Genomic DNA, 18258 nt, shown 5'->3' with positions numbered 1-18258 from the left:
TGCCTTGCCTGTGATGGCTTCAAATTCTGACCGCCATGTTCCGACCCTGTGCCTGCCCGCTGAACGGGCCTCGCAGAACACGGCTGGCGGATAGATTACCGAGACTGTTCCAGATGATGCTTGATCAGCAGATCCGTTTCCAGCAGGGGCAGGCCGACCACAGCGCTGTAGCTCCCCTCGATGCGGCTGACAAACTTGCCGGCAATCCCTTGAATCGCATAGGCACCGGCCTTGTCGCAGGGCTCACCCGTGCGCCAGTAGGCTTCGATCTCGGCCTCGTCCAGCTTGCGAAACGCCACGTTGGTGGTGACCAGGCGCACATCGCAGCGCTCCGGAGTCGCCAGCGCCACCGCCGTCATCACCTGATGCACCTTGCCGGAGAGCGCCTCCAGCATGTCTTTGGCATCGAGCAGATCGGACGGCTTTTCCAGCACCCGATCCCCCAGCACCACTATGGTGTCGGCACCCAGCACCGGCAGCGCCGTCGGGGCGGCTGCCACGCCGGCCATCGCCTTGTCACGGGCGAGGCGGCAGACGTAATCCTGCGCCTTTTCACCCTCTTCCCGCCGTTCCGGCACATCCAGTCTGAGCACCTCGAAGCGGTACCCCAGCTGGGCAAGCAGTTCATGACGGCGGGGCGAGCCCGAGGCGAGATACAGTTGCAGTTCGTTGTGCTTGTTCATATTCACTTAATGAGATGAGGTAAAGTTACAATGCATTGTTTTTGCTCATATTCACTTGATATTGAAGCGGCGGCGCACCTTGCGCAAGACCAGAAACACCCAGGGCCATATTAGCATCGTGCTCAGGGTCGACCAAAAATAGGCAAGATTGAGGCTGGCACGGCTGAACAGGTGTTCGGCCCAGAAGATGGTCACCTTGCCCACCAGCGAGAGACAGCCGATGATCAGCGCCTGTTGCCAGAGGGAGAAGTTGCGGATCTTCTGGAACTGGAAGGCCGCCAGATAGGTGGTGATGGCCATGGCCATGGCCCGCACGCCGAGGGTGCTGCCCAGCAGCACGTCCAGCAGCAGGCCCGCCACCCAGGCGGAACCGACGTTGGTCCTGTGCGGCAACGCCAGCGCCCAGTAGATGAGCACCATGGCGAGCCAGTCCGGACGGAAGGGTTCAAATTGAAAGGGAAGCGGCAGGATCGACAGGCACAGAGCCAGCAGGATCGAGATCCAGATCCAGATCCTGCCGCTGGCGGGTTGCAACATCAGCGCGTCGCTCCCGCAGCCGAGGCTGCCGCTACCGGCGCAGCCGCCGGGGTCGGCGCCTCTTCATCATCGTGCACGTCCGGCTTCTTGTCGGTCCACAGCAGCAGCAGGTAGCGCAATCTGTCCAGTGCCACCAGCGGCTTGGCCTCGACCTGAGCGAAGGGCTTGCCCTCCACATAGTCGGAGCGGGTCACGGTCGCCACCGGATACCCTTCCGGGAAGCGGCCGCCAAGGCCGGAGGTGACCAGCAGGTCGCCCACTTGCACGTCCGTGTTGCGCGGCAGGTTGCGCAGCTCCAGCTTGTCCAGCTCGCCGCTGCCGGAAGCAATGGCGCGCAGGTCGTTGCGCAGCACCCGCACCGGGATGCCGTGGCTGGAGTCGGTGATGAGCAGGACACGGCTGGTGGTGGAACCCACGTGCAGCACCTGACCTATCACCCCCTGATCGTTGATCACCGGCTGGCCGTTGTAGACGCCGTCCAGCGCCCCCTTGTTGATCAGCACCTGATGGCTGAAGGGGTCGGAATCCACCGACAGCAGCTCGGCCACCATCTTGCGGGACTCCTTGTGCACCGGAGAACCGAGCAGCTCACGCAGACGCTGGTTCTCGTGCTCCAGATGATCCATCTTGAGCAGACGCGAACGCAGGGTGAAAAGCTGTTGTTCCTGCTGCTTGGTCTGCTCGATCAGGCCGGCCCGGGTCTGCACCTGGGTCGACATGGTATCGAGCATGATACCTGGCGCATTGGCCATATATTGCAGCGGGCTGACGAGCGAACTGAGGTAGACACGGACATGGGTAAACACACCGAAGCGAGAGTCCGCTACGATGGCAGCAATGGAGATGATGACGGCGAGAAACAACCGTAACTGAAGCGAAGGGCCTCTACCAAAAATGGGTTTCATGAGTCGTCAAAAAAGAGCCGGCGCGCTGGCCGGCTTTGGGTCTTATTCGTAGTGGAACAGGTCGCCACCGTGCATGTCGATCAGCTCCAGCGCCTTGCCGCCGCCACGGGCTACACAGGTGAGGGGATCTTCGGCAACCACTACCGGTATGCCGGTCTCTTCCATCAGCAGACGGTCGATATCTTTCAGCAGTGCGCCACCACCGGTCAGCACCATGCCGCGCTCGGAGATGTCGGACGCCAGTTCCGGCGGAGACTGCTCCAGCGCCACCATCACGGCGGAGACGATACCGGACAGCGGCTCTTGCAGCGCCTCCAGGATCTCGTTGGAGTTGAGGGTGAAGCTGCGCGGCACACCTTCGGCCAGGTTGCGACCACGAACTTCGATCTCGCGCACCTCTTCGCCCGGATAGGCGGAGCCGATTTCGTGCTTGATGCGCTCGGCGGTGGCTTCCCCGATCAGGCTGCCATAGTTGCGACGCACGTAGCTGATGATGGCTTCGTCAAACTTGTCGCCACCGATCCGCACGGACTGGGAGTAAACCACGCCGTTCAGGGAGATGATGGCCACTTCGGTGGTACCACCACCGATATCGACCACCATGGAACCGGTCGCTTCGGAGACCGGCAAGCCGGCACCGATGGCGGCAGCCATGGGTTCGTCGATCAGGTAAACCTCACGGGCGCCGGCGCCCAGTGCGGATTCCTTGATGGCACGGCGCTCTACCTGGGTAGAGCCACACGGCACACACACCAGCACACGGGGGCTGGGGCGGAAATAGTTGTTGTCGTGAACCTGCTTGATGAAGTGCTGCAGCATCTTCTCGGTCACGTAGAAGTCGGCGATGACGCCGTCTTTCATCGGACGTATGGCGGAGATGTTGCCTGGGGTACGACCCAGCATCTGCTTGGCGGCATGACCGACGGCAGCGACCGATTTGGCGTTCCCGCGCTCTTGGCGAATGGCGACAACTGAGGGTTCGTTAAGGACGATCCCTTGATCTTTTACGTAGATCAGGGTGTTGGCAGTTCCCAAGTCGATCGACAGATCGTTGGAAAAGACGCCTCTGAGCTTTTTGAACATGGCTACGGGAAATCCTAAGAATTTGGAGGTGCAGAAAACCGGCTAACTTTACCAATGCCCACCCCAATGGGCAAGCGCTCAAACTGTCGCCAACCCATCAGGCGCGACAAAAATGCGAGTCATCACTCACCCGCACAGGCTGACAAACGCTAATAAACAAGAAGATAGGGGGGAAGATCGCGAAGATCCGCCGCCCCGCCTCCATTACGGCATCACTTCGCGCCGATAAATAATTCTATCATTGCCCCGGCTGGAGCCAAAAATGGCCTCGCCTTGCAGAGTAACAGGGTCAGACAACCAGAGCGGCCGCAACGGCTGTTTCGACAAATCGACCCTGTAGGGGATCCGTACCGAGATATCCGGCTTGGCAAACTGGAACAGGATCTCGCCATCTTTCGCCTGAGCAGACTCGCCCCCCGGCGCCGCACTACCCAACCCCAGCCGGATCTTGCGATTGCCCCCCAGACTCAGGTCACGGGTACTCGCATCAAACGCCTGGCCCGGATTGAGGAAACTGAACCCCTGATTGGCCAGAGAGAGCTGGGTACATTGGTCCAGCTTGTTCAACTGCCAGTTGCCCGCCTCGTAATATTGCATCTGCAAGGGCACGGCCAGCGGCGCAGAGGCAAGACCCGCCCCCGTGCCCGCCAGCAATCGACCGAAATAGACCTGCATGGCCACACTGTCGATCAGCCGGGCATTGCAACTAGCGCCGCTGCAATTGCCGGCCACGGCATCGTTGAAATCGGGGCTGGCAATCAGGGTACGTTCGCCATCGTTGTCTTTCATATAGAGACCAAACAGCAAAGACTGGTAAGGGCCATCCTGTTGAGTGTCGGAGAGGCGAACAAACTCGCTATTACCGGTAAACGCCGACCGCCCATTCACCCAGGGCAACGTAGACAGGCTGCGCAACCGGGCCGACAGGGACTTGCCATCCTTGTTGTTGGCAACGGAGAGATAGGCGTCCCCCTTGGCAAACAGCCCCGTATAGTTCTGGGTCTGGCCACCCGACAGGTTGCGGGCCAGCACATCCAGCGCAACCCCAAAGGGCTGGCCCATATAGGAGAAGGCATTGCAGGCCGGCACTATGTCGCCGCTGACCAGATTGAAATCGGCGGGAATAAAGCGGCCCACCGGCACGCTGCTGGCGGGAGGGATGGTGTAGCCGAAATAACCCGTAGATACAGTGCTTCCCTCTGGCTGCGTTGCCACCGGTGGCGTCGCCGTCATCCGGAATACCCCTACCTCGCTCACCGTCTGGTTGACGCTGTTGAGACTGTTGGCGGCGGCACTGTGGTTATAGCTGGTGGTGCCGAGCGTGGCATTGGTGCCCGGGCTGGGGGCCACCAGAGTGCTGCCCAGACCGATGCCGCTCAGTACAAAGTTGGGCGTGGTCTGATTCCCGGCGCAGATATCCCCATCATTGGCGGATTCCCAGGCCATCGCCTTGATGTCTACCTGGAATGTCTCTCCCGCTTTCTTGAACACAGGGCAGCTGCTATTCCCTGCCGCACACACACCTTGCGGGGGCGTAATGCACAAGCCGACAGGACGCGCCACAAACTGGTCGGCGCCGGTCATCACCAGCCCCGCCTCACTGCCCGTGCCATCGTAGCGGGCATCCAGTTGCACCTGACCGGCATCCGGATACTTGACCGTGATGGTCGACTGGCCTTGCGCGTCAAAAGCGAGCGGCACCAGGGTAGCGCTGCCCAGATCGGTACCAATCACACTGCTGTTGACACTCATCTTGCTGTTGTAGTTATTGCTATTCGGCAAGAGATAGCTGCTCCAGAACTTGATGCTCTTGCTCTGGCTGGCAAAGCCCGGCACGCACTGCTGGGTCAGGTCGCTCTTCTTGACCGCCTTGATGGTCACCGTCTGCGGCTGGTTGGAATAGGTATCCGGCACATCGAAGAAAAAGCCGCTATCGGCAAAATTCAGGGTACAGGCAGCCGCACTGGGCGTCCCGGCGCCAGCCTTGCACAAGGTGGTGCTGAATGGCTTGGTCGCCGGGGTCGAGCCGGACACCCCTATGGTAACCGCAGTGGCGGTGTTGTTGCGCAACTGAACGGTCGTGGAGCCGCCACTGAAGGTCACCGTATTGCCGCCGATCCAGCCATTGCTGACAGAAGTAGGGGTAAGACTCAGGGTCGCGGTCACCGGATCTTTGATAAGTGTGGTACAAGCGGCATCGGCACAGGCATTGACCGTCACCGTCTCCGGATTGCAGGTCAGCGCCTGACCCGAGTGATCGAGCTGGAAGTGGTCGATCTGCACCCCGACCGGGTTGGAGCGCAAGGCACAGATCCGCACGTTGTCGATCTCGTGGTAGTTGGTTACCGAACCGGTGGAGCCGGTCAGGGAGAGCAGGAAATTGGCCGGCACCGCCGCCTGGCCGGCCTGACTCGCCATGTTGATGGGACCAACCAGGGTGCCATAACCCGAGCCGGTATCCCGCTCGACTTTCGCCAGCGAGCTGCCAGTCGTCCGGGAGTCGACTGTGATGCGGTAGCGGTGGGGGCGATTGCCGTTGATGCCGCTGTCGACGGACGGACTCAGGTTGCTGACGGTACCGGCCAGATAGTTGTAGCCGGAGGTGCCTGAACCCGAGCCACGGATGGAAACGGCCTGAGGACGGGACCCCCAGTTGTAGTTGCCCCCTTCGTTGGCATAGTTGCCGTACTCGTCGAGCCCCACCCCGAGCCAGCCGCCCGCGAAGCCGCTGATCCCGGTCTTGAAGCCATAGCCCAGCGGACCGCCAAAGGCACCGGGCTGGGGGGTCAGGGTCGCATCCGAGAGCACCACCGCCATCCCGTCCGCCCCGCTCGTGTCGAACGTTTTGTAGGCGTATTGATCGAATTCGATCGTCACCAGATTGCTGGCTCCCGGGAAGAGGCGCTGGAAGGTGGCCGAGGTGGCCTGGTCGGTGACGTTCTGGGTGAGACGCAGACGACCATTTTGCACCGATGGCAGCGTGCTGTTGTTGCGCTGGGCCACCACCCAGCTGTCCGGGTTGATCTGGGCGCTGTCAAAACCATCGGCAAAGCAGGTCAGTGGGGGAGTCAGCACCGTCTCGTTGATGCTGGATTGAGCATCCATGCTCAGATAACCGGCCGTCACCCGTCCATAAACGGTGGCATTGTTGTTCATGGTCAAACGACCATCGGTGTAGAGGTAGCCATAAAATGTGGTGGCGTTATCAAGCACCATGTTGCCGTAATTAACCCAGACAAGACTCCCTTGGCCATTGCTGTTGACGCTGACCGTATTGAACAGAGTGACGTCCTGATTGACAAAAATGCGGGTTGTGCCGCTGCCGGACAGGCGAATGGTCACATTGTCGATATTCAACTTGTCGATAAAATAGTCACCGTCCCCCAGTATCAGCGTCGCCCTGTTACGTAAAATAAGGGTCTTGATCTGAGACTCACTTCGACTCGGGAAAGTCATTGTGCAGTTGTCCACTGTCATGGTGCGGTACGAAGCGCTGGATGCAGTTTGTGATCCCGATGAGCAGGTCAGGTCATTGTTGGCACCTATGGTCGGAAATTTGTTGTTGCCGCTCAGGGCAAGGCCACGAATATCGCTGCCGGTGATGGCACAGACCTTGTACCCGCCAGCCCCGTTATCGCAACGGGGCGTATTGTTCTGATCGGGCCGGATGGAGCAGAAGTTTAGCGGCAGCCCGCCGGTGCCATTGATCTTGGGATTGTTGAGCTGGCTCAGCTGGTAACCGTTGATCTGGTGGCAGGTGTCGTTGTTGTCGCCATGGTGGCCCTGCACCACGGCAGGGAAGAAGGTGCTGGTGTCGATGGGGTCAAATGCCCAGACCGGGCTAGTGAAGAGGGCCAGCGCCCATAGCCATTTCATCATGAACCTCCATCATAGGCTTCAACGGCCAGAGTGCGACTCACGGCAAAATCCGGGTTGGCGCTATTGATATCCTCTACCCCACAAGCCCCCGTGCTGACCAGGCGGTAACCGTTCGTGACGTTGCCATTGTAGGTAACGGGCACCCTGGCGCAGCTCACCTCGGCTCTGCAGCCAGCAAGGCCCACATTGCCGGGGAAAGAGGTCACAAAGCTGGCGTCACAGAGCGCCGGTGGCAGAGGTTGCGCCAGGGTGCGATTCGGGAACAGCCGATAAAGAGTGACCTCAAGCCCGCTCTGGGCTGCCAGCAGGGCACGCACACTGCGCACCTCCACCGTGTTTTTCTCGCTGCTGTCGGTCAGAAAGCGGCCCATGGCGGCCGCCAGCAGCGCCATCACCACTATGACAAACAGGGCTATCATCAGGGCGCTGCCCCCCGCCCGTCTCGGTTGCCTGGCATCAGGGCACATTGAGCACCCCTATCTTGTGGTTGAAAGCGACGGATTCACCTCTGCGCTCAAACACCAGCCGCATGCCAAACTCCCCTTGTGCGTTGAAGGCCAAGGTTTCCCGATAGAAAGCGCCAGTACGAAGGGACTCCGCCATCAGCACGCCCGTGGCAGGTAGCGCGGCAGCGATGCCCGCACTGGCGCGGGTGAGCCTGTTCCCAGCCACGCAGTAGCGCACCTGCTGGCTGGCAAAGTAGATCCGGCTGCCCGGCGAGAGGCCTGCCAGGGTCTCGCTACTGCTGTAGCGAATGGTCTGGGCCCCGGATACCGGAGCCAGCACCTCGGTCACTCGGGCGACACAACGGCCATACTCGCAACCAGCGGTCAGTGAATCCACGCCTGAATTCGGCACCGGGAAGACGGCCATCAGATCCCCTGCCTTGACGGCATTGGCATCCTGACTCAGTGGATTGGCCGCAGAGGCGGGGGTTGCCATCACCAGCTCCAGGGTAGCGCCGCTGCCCGACATGGCTCGATTGAGGACAAGATAGCGGCTGGAGGCACTGATGGGCCAGAAACGCAGGCAGGCCCCCTCGTCAAGCCAGTTGCCATTCTGGTCTTCAATCCGCTCAGAGCCCGGCACAGCATCACGCAGCTCGCGATTGAGCCGCTCCATGGCGAAACGGGCATCGCTCATCAGCTGCTCGCGGCTGCTGGCATCCCCATAGATCTGGGTTCCGATGCCGATAAACTGGCTGGTAAAGGTCGCCATTATGCCGAGCAGCAGGATCACCATCACCAGTTCGATCAGGGTAAAACCGCGCATCGCCCCTCTCATCAGTAGTTCCCCCGGTAGAAGGAGAAGTCGAGCAGGCTCTGATCCGGCAGGCGCACCTGCAGATCGATGCGTTTGCCCACAGAGCAGGGGGCGGCGCAGCTTTTGAAAGTGCCATCGCTGAAATCGACCGCATTTACCGCGATTTTGATCCGATAGTTGCGATACTCCTCGCTGCTGATCCCCGCTGCCGTCTGGGTAAACAGATTGGCATCCACCCAGTTACCCGAGGTATCGAAGTCATCCACATCGTTGAAAGCATAAGGGGCTGGCTCGCCATCCAGGCCATAGCGAGTCGAACAGGCAGGGATGGTGACGCCGACGACAGCCTCGCCGCAGCGGTAACGGCCGCCGTTGTGATCCGAGTTTTCATCGAACGACTTTTGCAGTATCTCCCCGGCCAGGCGCTGGGCCAGCTGAGCGGCGCGTACCTGCTGTACCGGATCCACCGCCTGGGGCGCCTGATTGATCAAGAGCCCGAGAATGCCGGTCAGCGCCACCGCCAGCAGCACTATGCCGACGATCAGCTCTATCAGGGTAAAGCCGCGTTCAGGGGCTCTCATGGATATACCCCTCGGATTCGATCTTGATGCGGCTGGCCTCACGGCCATCGCTCACCAGCAGAGTGCAGCCACCCGCGCAGGCGCCAAGCGGCCGTCCCATCTGATCAAAGCGGAGCACAAAACGGTCATTACCGGTACCGACCAGAGAGATCAGCAGGCCGGATGAGGCGCTCACCACTCGACCACGGGTCAGTTGGTTGTCAGTCCAGCCAGTCAAGGGATCGCTGCCCGGGCAAGCCGTCTGGGCCGTGACGCCATAGGTGCGATGGGCAAAACGGGGGGAGGCAACGATCAACTGGGTACAGCTGCTGGCAGGTTCGTGCATATTGACGGTCTGCACCAGCCGCAGCCGGGTCAACAGCTCATCGCGGAGGGTTTGAGTTTCAAAGCCGCCTTTGCCCAGCAACTTGGGCACGGCAAAGGCGGCTAGAATCCCGAGCAACAGGATCACCACGACCAGTTCAATCAGGGTAAAGCCCTTGGTTGCAGGCATGGGGTTTCTCATTGGGGGAAGGAGAAAGCGAGGCCGGAGCCTCGCCTTTTAATATTATGGAGTTACAACACACACACTGCTTGCGTCGAGTTTCCCCAACTCAGCTTTAGCGGGTGCAGAAGAGGTGGCTTCAGTGTAAAGAACGCAATCAGACTTTTCTTTTGCATCAGTTGGTGCAAAACGGAAAGTTGAAGAAGCGCCTGAAATACCCTTCCAAGAACCATCGATAGTCACTGCTTGCTCAATGCCATCAGAGGATGCTTTGGGATAGCCGTAAACAACCTTAATTGCTGTGCCATCAGAGCTTGATATTGCACCGGAAGATGCGGTTTCCAAGCCTTCCAGTGCAGACTTACTGTATACCAGCTGGGAAGAGCTCTGCACGGCGGCCAGTACACCGCTGGCCGCGGCAGTTTTTGCATCGTCCTGCAGATTCAGGAACTTGGGCGCAGCTGTCACTGCCAGAATGCCCAGAATGATGATCACTATGACCAGCTCGATCAGGGTAAAACCCGCCTGTTTTTTCATTTTACTTTCCTCTGTCAATTGATATTGGTGGTCACCTGACCGGAAGCCGGACGGTAACTGAAACTCATGAATGCATCAGTACTGCCTTGCGGATCCTGATACTTGCCATCACTACCCTTACTCAAACTATTGACCAGATAGTAGCGGCAGACCGAGTCCAGGCTGTTATTGGTCACACTGACATAGTATTTCAGGTCATTGCCGCTACCGCGCACCTCGTTAAAGCTGGCAGTAGCCTTGGGCGGGTTCTGCAACAGACCCTCCCAAATCTTGAGACAGCGCGGGGCCGTCAGGTTGGCCGGATCCACATCGATACCGCCACCCGCCGAGGTATCCATGGGATAACCGGGGGAGAGCTCGCCATTGCTGACCTGGGTCTCGGTCGGCGTGGTCAGATAGAAGCGGGAACCGTCATACAGCACGGTATTGAGGCTGTCCTGCTTGGCACGTCCCTCCGCTTCCCACTGGGCCCGCACCAGCGAAACGCCGGTGGCAAAGCCGCCGGAGACCCCTTCCACGCTGGCCTTCTTGGCCTCGTCGGTCACATCGAGGAAGCGAGGCAAGGCGGTCACCGCCAGGATCCCCAGAATAACGATGACGATCACCAGTTCGATCAACGAGAAACCCGCCGCCCGAGACGTCATCACCAACCCGGGATGTGTTGGTGCCATTCGATTTGTTGCCATGGTCCCTCCGTAATAACCCGCATTATTTCATGCAGATATAAAAAAATCATTTAACTGAGCCACACAATCGGCCTCATTCAAGGCTTTTGCTGCACTCTGCCATCAGAAAATTGATAAATCAGCCAATTATCTTCCCAACCGAACTCGCATCCCCCGCCATCGCGGCTCGCCAGCGCTTGCAGCGGCGGCAGATCCTGGCTCTGTGCACCTATGATCGACAACCAGAGCTGGCGGCAATTTTCCGAGGGCGCCAGCAGGGATCCGGCCCCGATCGGCCAACCCCTTTCATCGAACTGCCAGGCCAGACCATCGGCGAACAGACTCGCGGGACGGCGCTGATCCAGCCAGAGCCCGTGCAACCTTTGTGCCCGCTCAGCAAACTGTTCCCCCAGCAGGGCCAGGCTGAGGGCCAGCGCCTCCGCTCTGTGGGTGCGATAGCTCTGGGCCAGGGTCGCCACTATGATCAGCAGCAAGATCAGCACGGCCATCCGTCTATATCCCCCCAGCCAGCGATCATCCTGTTGTGACTGTCTGCTCACCCGTTTCGCTCCACATCTTGCCGCTTATCCACTCCCCGCATCACTGACGGTAAAGCTGCCTGTTTACTTGCCACGCACGGCCCGCATCATGTCCCACATGGGCGTGAAGATACCGAGCGCCAGCACCAGCACCATGACGGCGACTATGCCGATCAGGATGGGCTCGATACGGGCGGTCAGGCTCTTGAGGTCATAGTCCACCTCCCGCTCGTAATACTCGGCGGCCTCGTGCAGCAGATCGTCGACCTGCCCCGTCTCTTCCCCCACCGCGATCATCTGCATCACTAGGGGGGTAAACAGGCCGCTGCTGCCGGCGGTGCGCAGCAGGCTCTCACCCCGTTCGATACCGGCCCGCATGTCGCGGATCTGGCCCGCCATCCAGGCGTTGTCCACCGCATCGGCCACCAGGGTCAGCGCCGTATTGAGCGGCACCCCGGCCTTGAGCATCATGGAGAAACTGCGGGCGAAGCGGGCCAGCAGGGAGCGCTCTATGATGGTGCCGACGATGGGCAGCCTGAGTTGCCATCTGTGCCAGGTCAGCTTGCCCTTGACCGTGCTCACCCAGCGGCGCCAGCCAAACACCATGGCCAGCAGTATGCCGAGCAGCAGCCACCAGTAGTGGACGAAGAAGTGGGAGGTGGCGAGCAGGATCCGGGTCGCCAGCGGCAACTCGACGCCGAACTTGGCAAACATGCCGGCGAAGACCGGGATCACCATGATATTGAGGATCACCATGGCGATGCCGATGGCCGCCAGCACAAAGCTGGGGTAGCGCATGGCGGTCTTGATCCGCTTGCGGGTCTCCAGCTCCAGATCGAAATAGTTGGCGAGCTGCAAGAAGGCCTCTTCCAGCTGACCCGTGTTCTCGCCCACGTGAATGATGGCGACGAACAGGCTGCCAAATACCTTGGGGTGGGCCTGCATCGAGCTCGACAGCGGCCGGCCGTTGCCCAGATCCTCCCCCAGCGCGTGCAGCGCTCGCTTGAGCGGCTTGCTGTGGGCGCTCTCCTCCAGCCCGGCGATGGCACGCAGGATCGGGATCCCCGCCCGGGTCAGGGCGTACATCTGGCGGCTGAACACCACCAGCTCGTCCAGCTTGACGCCCCCTTCCAGCAGCAGCGACCAGTCGATGGCGGCGGATTTAGCCTTGCCCGGCTTGAGTTCGGTCGGCATCACGCCGCGGCGCATCAGCTGCTCGGCCGCCGCCATCTCGTTGGCGGCGTCCACCACGCCGCTGACGGCATTGCCCTGGCTGTCGCGCCCCTTGTAGGCAAAGGTACTCATGAGGAGTACCCCTGACCGACAGCGTCATGGCAACCGGCACGGGGGTTGGCGTTGAAGTGAGTCATGGCTTACCCCAGATCCTCGGCCAACCGCAGCACCTCGTCCACCGAGGTGATCCCCTGGCGTGCGTAGTCAAGGGCGGTCAGGGCAAGCGGCCGATAGTGTTCATGCTGGCGCGCCGCCTTGGCGAAGCCTTCGGCATCGTTGCGGCGCAGGGCATCCATCATGGGTTGATCCAGCTCCAGCAGCTCGTAGACCCCGATCCGGCCAGAGTAACCGGTAAAGTTGCAGCTCTGGCAGCCACGCCCCTTGTGATAGGCATGCTGACCGGGCGCCTCGCCGGAGAGCACGGTGAGCCAGGTGGCCTGACCCTCGTCAGGCGCCCTCTCCTCGACGCAGTGCTCGCACACCCGCCGTACCAGCCGCTGGGCCACCACGGCCCGCAGCGCGCTCGCCACCAGATAGCCGGGCGCCCCCATGTCGATGAGACGCAGGGCGCTGGTGACCGCATCGTTGGTGTGCAGTGTGGTCAACACCAGATGGCCTGTGATGGCGCCGCGCAGGCCTATCTCCACCGTCTCGTTGTCCCGCATTTCGCCCACCAGCAGTATGTCCGGATCCTGGCGCAGGGTGGAACGCAGCACATGGGAGAAGGTGAGGCCAATCTTGGGGTTCACCTGCACCTGATTGACCCTGGGCAGCCGGTATTCCACCGGATCTTCCACCGTGATGATCTTGTGGCTGGCCTGATTGAGCTCTGAGAGGGCGCCGTAAAGGGTGGTGGTCTTGCCGCTCCCGGTGGGGCCCGTCACCAAAATCATGCCGTGGGGGCGTTTGAGCTGACGGCGGAAACGGGTCAGGATCTCCGGCGGCATGCCGGTCTCGCTCAGCGACAGTATGCCGGAGGATTGATCCAGCAGCCGCATCACCACCGACTCGCCGTACTGCACCGGCATGGTGGACATACGCACATCCACGTCCCGGCCGCGCACCTTCATGTTGAAGCGGCCATCCTGGGGCAGCCGCTTCTCCGAGATGTCGAGCCCTGCCACCAGTTTCAGGCGCAGCACCAGCGCCTGGGCGATGCGCACCTCGCTGAGGATATTCTCGTGCAGTATGCCGTCGATCCGCTGGCGAATGCGCAGCACCTTCTCGTCCGGCTCTATGTGAATATCGGAGGCCCCTACCTGCACCGCGTCCTCGAACAGGGAGCGCAGCAGCTTGGCGACCGTCGCCTCCCCCTCGTCGTTGGCCCCCAGATTGCTGGAGCCCAGTTCGAAGCCGGTATCCTGGTACTCCTCGTGCAGCTGTTCGGCGAAGCTCTCTATTTCACGGGTACGGCGATAGAGGCGGTCGAAATACTCCAGCAGCTGGCCTTCCCGCGCCACCGCCAGCACCATCTCCCGCGGGCGCAGCAGCGCCGCGATGGCGTCGAGGGCGCTCAAGTCCGCCGGATCCGACATGGCCACGGTCACCCGGTTGTCGGTGAGGTTGACCGCCAGCGCGCGATAGCGACGCGCCTGCACCTCGGGCAACAGCGGCACCGCCGAGGCGTCTATGGTGAGGTTGTTGAGATCGAAGAAGGGCACGTCCAGCTGGCGGGCAAGAAACTGCAGCAGCTGCACCTCGCTGATGAAGCCGAGATCGATCAGTGTGGTGCCCAGCTTGCGGCCGGTCTGACGCTGCTGCTGCAGGGCGAGCTGCAGCTGATCATCCGAGATGATCTGCTCTTGCACCAGCAGGTCGCCGAGGCGCATTTTCAGTCTGGGTTGTGCCATGCAAACTCCAAAAAAGTGAACCAGCCCGCCCGTCAGGGGGCAAGCTGGGCAATTCGCTGCTCAATCCAGCTGGTCGAGGCCTCGCCGAGGTTGCCGTGCAACTGGGCGTTGCGATAGGCATCGAGCGCCCGCTGGCTGTGGCCCTGGCCATCTTCGGCCACGCCGAGCCCGAGCCACCAGCGGCCCTGATCCGGCTGCTGGCGCAGCAAGGTCACATAGATCTCGGCCGCCTCGGCATTGCGGCCCAGCTCCTGGGTCAGGCCGGCCCAGGTGGCGTAATAATCCAGATTGCTGGCCAGATCCGGCTGATAGCCGGTCAACCAGCCGAGCGCCTTGAGCTGATCGCCGCTGCTGATGGCGAGCCGCGCCAGCAGCAGCCGAAAATCCGCCTGTGCGGGATCGAGCTGGATCCCCTCTTCCAGCAGCTGGGTGGCCTCGCTCAGCCGCCCTTCGCCATAGAGCAGGCCCGCCAGTTGTTCGCGGGCGCCCTGATTGTGCGGGTCGTGGACCAGCACCTGATAGTAGTTGTCCTGGGCATCGCGCAGTTGCCCCCTGGCCATGGCGGTGGTGGCCTTGCGCTCGGCCAGGGTCGCCAGCTCGGCCTCGGAGAGGTTCACCGTCTCTATCTTCAGCACGCCCGGTTTGCGCGGCGGCGGGGCAACCGCCTCTTGCTCCGCTTCCAGCTCGGCATAGAGATCGGGCTGCAGCGCCTCATCGCTCGGGGGCAGAGCGTCATAACCGGTCTCGCCCTGATCTTCCGCCGCCGGCTCGGGGTCGGGGTCGGCAGCAGCGTGGGGCTCGGACCTGGCGCCCGGGGTGGGCAAGGCCACCACCAGATCCACCGGCTCCTGCTCCTCCTCCGTCGGCGTGACCGGCACGGCGCGGGCAACCGCATCAGGCCCGGGTTCGCTGGCCGCCTGTGCCAGACTCTGCGGTGCGACCCGCTGACTCTGCTGCCAGTAGATCCAGGTCCGCCAGCCGAGAATGCCGAGGGCTAGGCCGCAGATCAGGGTCAGCACCAGCATCCACCAGCCCTGCCGCCGCACGGGAGGCACATAGACGGCCCCCTCACCCCCCTGCTGACGCTGTTCCAGATCCTTGAGCATCTGGTTGATCACGCTCATGGCCAGACTCCATAGACCAGCATAGGTATCCGCCAGCCCCATGCTGACGCACAATGCAGCTGGGGCGCTCTCATACCCCCGAGCATCTGGTTGATCTCGTTCATGATGGCCAGACTCCATAGACCAGCATAGGTATCCGCCAGCCCCATGCTGACGCACAATACAGCTGGGGCGCTTTCATATCCCCGAGCATCTGGTTGATCTCGTTCATGATGGCCAGACTCCATAGGCCAGGGCACACCCCAGCAGTAGTAACAGTGGCCACCAGCGCCCCCGACCGGGGCGACTGGCATCGTCGGTATCGCGAATGGCGAGGTGCACCAGACCGGCATCGATCTGGCGCTCACCCCGGCCATAGGCCAGCATCAGGCACTTCTGCGCCAATACGTTGATAAGTCGCGGTATGCCACGGGAGGCGCGCCACAGCAGGCGCATGGCGCGACCACCGAACAGCGGGGCCCCACGATAACCCGAGACCTGCAATCTGTGCTCCAGATAGGCGCGGGTCTCGTCAAAGCGCAGCGGCCGCAGGCAGTAGGAGAAACCGATCCGCTGGCGCAACTGGCGCAGATGGGGTTTGGCCAGCCTGGTGTCCAGCTCGGGCTGGCCGAACAGCACTATCTGCAACAGCTTGCTCGACTCGGTCTCCAGGTTGCCGAACAACCGGATCGCCTCCAGGGTCTCGTCCGGCAGGGCCTGCGCCTCGTCGATCAGCACCACCACCCGGCTGCCCTGCTGATGCAGGCCTATGAGGTGGCGATGAATGCGATCCGTCAGATCCAGCTCGTTGCCTTCGCGCACCGACAACCCCAGCTCCAGGGCCAGTGCGGTGCGCAGTTCGGCCGGGCTGAGGTGCGGGTTGGGCAGCCAGGCCAGACGCACAGGACAGGCCTCCGAGCCCAGCTCGCTCAGCAGCTTGCGACAGAGCAGCGTCTTGCCGGTGCCAACCTCGCCGGTCACCTTGATAAAGCCCTCTCCCTGCATCAAGGCCCAATTAAGAACCTGCAGCGCCTCCTCATGGGGAGGCAACCCGTAGTAGAAACCCGTGTTGGGAGTGAGGCCGAATGGCGCCTCCTGCAAACCGAAGTGGTTCAGGTACATGAGTCGTCACCGGCCTGGGGACCTGTCGTGGCACCGAGCCACAGGCCGCATGGAACAAGGCCAACCGCGTGCTGTGTCATGGCTTAGCCCTTGGGCGGATACCACTTGTCGAGCAGATCGGAGGAGCGCTGCAGTTCGTTCTGCCAGGTGTCCTTCTCCACCACGGTCGGTTTGAGCAGGATCACCAGCTCCACCTTCTTGGTGCTCTCGCGGCGGTTGGTGAAGGCCTCGCCGACCCAGGGGATGTCCCCCAGCAGCGGCACCTTGCTGACGATCTCCTGCTTGTCGGTCTTCATCAGGCCGCCGATGACTATGATGTCGCCGTTATTGGCCTGCACTACTGTATCGGACTCGCGGATCGAGCTCTTGGCGAGCGGCAGTTCCAGCTTGCCGCCTGTGGTGCCCATGTCGATCACCTTGTTCTGCTCTTCGGTATCGATGACGGAGGGGTGGATATGCAGCAGCACCTTGCCCTCTTCGTCTATCTGCGGCGTCACGTCCAGCGCTATGCCGGAGAAGAAGGGGGTCAGCTCCACGTTTGGCGTTTTATCCGAGACACCAGACGAGTTGGTGGTGATGGTGGTGGAGGCATTGGTGACGAAGTACTCGTCGGTTCCCACCTTGATCACCGCCTTCTGGTTGTTGGTCGCCGTCACCCGCGGGCTGGAGAGGGTATTCACGTCCCCCTGGGTCTTGAGCAGATTGACCGCCACGTTGAAGTTGCCGTCGGAGATCTTGAAGCCGGCACCGCCCCCCAGCGCACTGAAGATCTGGTTGGGCGTGGTGGGCAGTTGGGAAGGCGCTGCCGAACCGCCGCCGGTGATCCCCTTGTTGCCATCCCAGCTGGCGGAGAGGCCGCTCCAGTCCACCCCCTGCTCGTAACCCTCGTTGAGGGCCACTTCCAGGATCCGCGCCTCCAGCACCACCTGGCGCTTGAGGTGGGTCTCGGACTGGCTGAGGAATTCGCGCACCGCTTTGAGCTCTTTCGGATAGGCGCGGATGGTGACCAGGCCCGCCTGCGGGCTGGTGATGACGGCACGGCCATCGCCACTGCCGATCAGCATCTCCAGCGAGGTGCGCAGATCGGTCCAGTAGTCGCTGTTGGTGTCTGTCTCTATGCGGGTGCCGTTGCTGTTATTGGAACCGGCATTGCCGTTGGAGGCATTGCTGCTACTGCTGTTGTTACTGCCGCCGTTGGCGTTGTCGAAGCTGCTGTTATTGCTGTTGTTGCTGTCGTTGGCCGTCACCCCCCCCGTGCTGACCGAGGTACGGGACAGGCCACGACGGGACATCATCAGGTAGTTGACCGGTATGGTTTCGGTGCGCAGCCCAGCCGGATAGACGTGGAACACATTGCCCTTGCGCTGCACGTCGAAGCCATACATGTCACCCACCACCGCCAGCACCTCGGGCAGGGTCACGTCCTTGAGCTCGACGGAGATCTGGCCGGCCACGCCGGGATGCACGGCCACGCTGTAGCGGGAACCCTTGAACAGGGAACCGAAGAACTCCACCGCATCCACATCGTGGGCGGCGATGCGCAGCCGCTGTTCCGGCATGCTGAGGGCCTGGGGCGGCCGGTTCATCTGCAGCAGTTCGCTCTGTACCGACTTGGGCACGGTCGCCAGAGCCCCGACCTTGTTCTGCTCGGTCATGGCGTGCTTCAGTGCGTCCTTGGCCTGCACGGGTTCGGGGTGCCGGTAGCTGGTACAGCCTGCCGCCAGCACGGCCACAGAGATCAGGCAGAGATGATTTTTTTTCATGTAATGAGTGCACCCTGACTTGCAATTAAAC

17 protein-coding genes are annotated in these 18258 nt (G+C 61.5%); all 17 read right to left on the bottom strand.

All coding sequences use genetic code 11. From position 1 onward, the window contains the following. Positions 1-95 precede the first annotated feature (95 nt). Positions 96-683, bottom strand: a complete 588-nt coding sequence (locus AACW87_RS20405; RefSeq protein WP_042868627.1) for a Maf family protein — start codon at positions 681-683, stop codon at positions 96-98. A gap of 51 nt (positions 684-734) precedes the next feature. After that, positions 735-1220: a rod shape-determining protein MreD gene (gene mreD, locus AACW87_RS20400; protein WP_042037959.1), complete on the bottom strand. Its 486-nt coding sequence runs from the start codon at positions 1218-1220 to the stop codon at positions 735-737. Next, positions 1220-2125, bottom strand: a complete 906-nt coding sequence (mreC, locus tag AACW87_RS20395; protein WP_042868624.1) for a rod shape-determining protein MreC — start codon at positions 2123-2125, stop codon at positions 1220-1222. Before mreC ends, mreD begins: the two co-directional genes overlap by 1 nt. A 42-nt stretch (positions 2126-2167) precedes the next feature. Then, positions 2168-3208 carry a rod shape-determining protein gene (locus AACW87_RS20390; protein WP_005308111.1) on the bottom strand — a complete coding sequence of 347 codons (1041 nt, stop codon included), beginning with the start codon at positions 3206-3208 and terminating at the stop codon, positions 2168-2170. Positions 3209-3412: 204 nt separating this feature from the next. After that, positions 3413-7087: a DUF6701 domain-containing protein gene (locus tag AACW87_RS20385; protein ID WP_277606836.1), complete on the bottom strand. Its 3675-nt coding sequence runs from the start codon at positions 7085-7087 to the stop codon at positions 3413-3415. Further along, positions 7084-7554, bottom strand: coding sequence for an MSHA biogenesis protein MshP (locus tag AACW87_RS20380; protein WP_241325982.1), 471 nt, complete (start codon positions 7552-7554; stop codon positions 7084-7086). Before AACW87_RS20380 ends, AACW87_RS20385 begins: the two co-directional genes overlap by 4 nt. Beyond that, positions 7544-8371 carry a PilW family protein gene (locus tag AACW87_RS20375; RefSeq protein WP_241325981.1) on the bottom strand — a complete coding sequence of 276 codons (828 nt, stop codon included), beginning with the start codon at positions 8369-8371 and terminating at the stop codon, positions 7544-7546. The genes AACW87_RS20380 and AACW87_RS20375 overlap by 11 nt, the downstream gene beginning before the upstream one ends. Continuing rightward, positions 8371-8931, bottom strand: a complete 561-nt coding sequence (locus AACW87_RS20370) for a type IV pilus modification PilV family protein (RefSeq protein WP_241325980.1) — start codon at positions 8929-8931, stop codon at positions 8371-8373. Before AACW87_RS20370 ends, AACW87_RS20375 begins: the two co-directional genes overlap by 1 nt. Next, positions 8918-9424, bottom strand: coding sequence for a type II secretion system protein (locus AACW87_RS20365; protein WP_241325979.1), 507 nt, complete (start codon positions 9422-9424; stop codon positions 8918-8920). The genes AACW87_RS20370 and AACW87_RS20365 overlap by 14 nt, the downstream gene beginning before the upstream one ends. Before the next feature lie 54 nt (positions 9425-9478). Then, entirely contained in the window at positions 9479-9952 is a 474-nt protein-coding gene (locus AACW87_RS20360; protein ID WP_277606835.1) for a prepilin-type N-terminal cleavage/methylation domain-containing protein, read from the bottom strand. 14 nt (positions 9953-9966) lie between these two features. Further along, entirely contained in the window at positions 9967-10638 is a 672-nt protein-coding gene (locus tag AACW87_RS20355; RefSeq protein WP_241325978.1) for a prepilin-type N-terminal cleavage/methylation domain-containing protein, read from the bottom strand. A 77-nt stretch (positions 10639-10715) separates the two neighbouring features. Then, the gene (locus AACW87_RS20350) at positions 10716-11177 is read right to left on the bottom strand and encodes a hypothetical protein (RefSeq protein WP_241325977.1); all 462 of its coding nucleotides are present in this window, start codon (positions 11175-11177) and stop codon (positions 10716-10718) included. Positions 11178-11240: 63 nt separating this feature from the next. Continuing rightward, a complete protein-coding gene (mshG, locus tag AACW87_RS20345; RefSeq protein ID WP_043139713.1) occupies positions 11241-12461 on the bottom strand; it encodes an MSHA fimbrial biogenesis protein MshG in 1221 nt (406 codons plus the stop codon). A 68-nt stretch (positions 12462-12529) separates the two neighbouring features. Further along, positions 12530-14239 (bottom strand): MSHA fimbrial ATPase MshE, encoded by a 1710-nt coding sequence (gene mshE, locus AACW87_RS20340; RefSeq protein WP_043139715.1) that lies wholly within the window; start codon positions 14237-14239, stop codon positions 12530-12532. Between the two features lie 32 nt (positions 14240-14271). Then, positions 14272-15363 carry a tetratricopeptide repeat protein gene (locus tag AACW87_RS20335; protein ID WP_241325976.1) on the bottom strand — a complete coding sequence of 364 codons (1092 nt, stop codon included), beginning with the start codon at positions 15361-15363 and terminating at the stop codon, positions 14272-14274. Positions 15364-15570: 207 nt separating this feature from the next. After that, on the bottom strand, positions 15571-16464 hold the full coding sequence (locus tag AACW87_RS20330; RefSeq protein ID WP_241325975.1) for an ExeA family protein: 894 nt from the start codon (positions 16462-16464) through the stop codon (positions 15571-15573). Positions 16465-16547: 83 nt separating this feature from the next. Then, entirely contained in the window at positions 16548-18227 is a 1680-nt protein-coding gene (gene mshL, locus AACW87_RS20325; RefSeq protein WP_241325974.1) for a pilus (MSHA type) biogenesis protein MshL, read from the bottom strand. Between the last annotated feature and the right edge of the window lie 31 nt (positions 18228-18258).

This window comes from Aeromonas sp. MR7 (assembly GCF_963899385.1).
GTDB classification, from domain to species: Bacteria; Pseudomonadota; Gammaproteobacteria; order Enterobacterales; family Aeromonadaceae; genus Aeromonas; species Aeromonas bestiarum.
The sequence above is the reverse complement of the archived record's forward strand: the minus strand, read 5'-3'. Positions and strand labels throughout refer to the sequence as shown.

Coding starts and splice junctions, on each gene's coding strand:
- AACW87_RS20380 (WP_241325982.1), bottom strand. CDS start 7,554: ATGTGCCCTGATGCCAGGCAACCGAGACGGGCGGGGGGCAGCGCCCTG.
- mreC (WP_042868624.1), bottom strand. CDS start 2,125: ATGAAACCCATTTTTGGTAGAGGCCCTTCGCTTCAGTTACGGTTGTTT.
- mshE (WP_043139715.1), bottom strand. CDS start 14,239: ATGGCACAACCCAGACTGAAAATGCGCCTCGGCGACCTGCTGGTGCAA.
- AACW87_RS20355 (WP_241325978.1), bottom strand. CDS start 10,638: ATGGCAACAAATCGAATGGCACCAACACATCCCGGGTTGGTGATGACG.
- AACW87_RS20405 (WP_042868627.1), bottom strand. CDS start 683: ATGAACAAGCACAACGAACTGCAACTGTATCTCGCCTCGGGCTCGCCC.
- AACW87_RS20370 (WP_241325980.1), bottom strand. CDS start 8,931: ATGAGAGCCCCTGAACGCGGCTTTACCCTGATAGAGCTGATCGTCGGC.
- mreD (WP_042037959.1), bottom strand. CDS start 1,220: ATGTTGCAACCCGCCAGCGGCAGGATCTGGATCTGGATCTCGATCCTG.
- AACW87_RS20335 (WP_241325976.1), bottom strand. CDS start 15,363: ATGAGCGTGATCAACCAGATGCTCAAGGATCTGGAACAGCGTCAGCAG.
- AACW87_RS20360 (WP_277606835.1), bottom strand. CDS start 9,952: ATGAAAAAACAGGCGGGTTTTACCCTGATCGAGCTGGTCATAGTGATC.
- mshG (WP_043139713.1), bottom strand. CDS start 12,461: ATGAGTACCTTTGCCTACAAGGGGCGCGACAGCCAGGGCAATGCCGTC.
- AACW87_RS20330 (WP_241325975.1), bottom strand. CDS start 16,464: ATGTACCTGAACCACTTCGGTTTGCAGGAGGCGCCATTCGGCCTCACT.
- AACW87_RS20390 (WP_005308111.1), bottom strand. CDS start 3,208: ATGTTCAAAAAGCTCAGAGGCGTCTTTTCCAACGATCTGTCGATCGAC.
- mshL (WP_241325974.1), bottom strand. CDS start 18,227: ATGAAAAAAAATCATCTCTGCCTGATCTCTGTGGCCGTGCTGGCGGCA.
- AACW87_RS20375 (WP_241325981.1), bottom strand. CDS start 8,371: ATGAGAGGGGCGATGCGCGGTTTTACCCTGATCGAACTGGTGATGGTG.
- AACW87_RS20385 (WP_277606836.1), bottom strand. CDS start 7,087: ATGATGAAATGGCTATGGGCGCTGGCCCTCTTCACTAGCCCGGTCTGG.
- AACW87_RS20365 (WP_241325979.1), bottom strand. CDS start 9,424: ATGCCTGCAACCAAGGGCTTTACCCTGATTGAACTGGTCGTGGTGATC.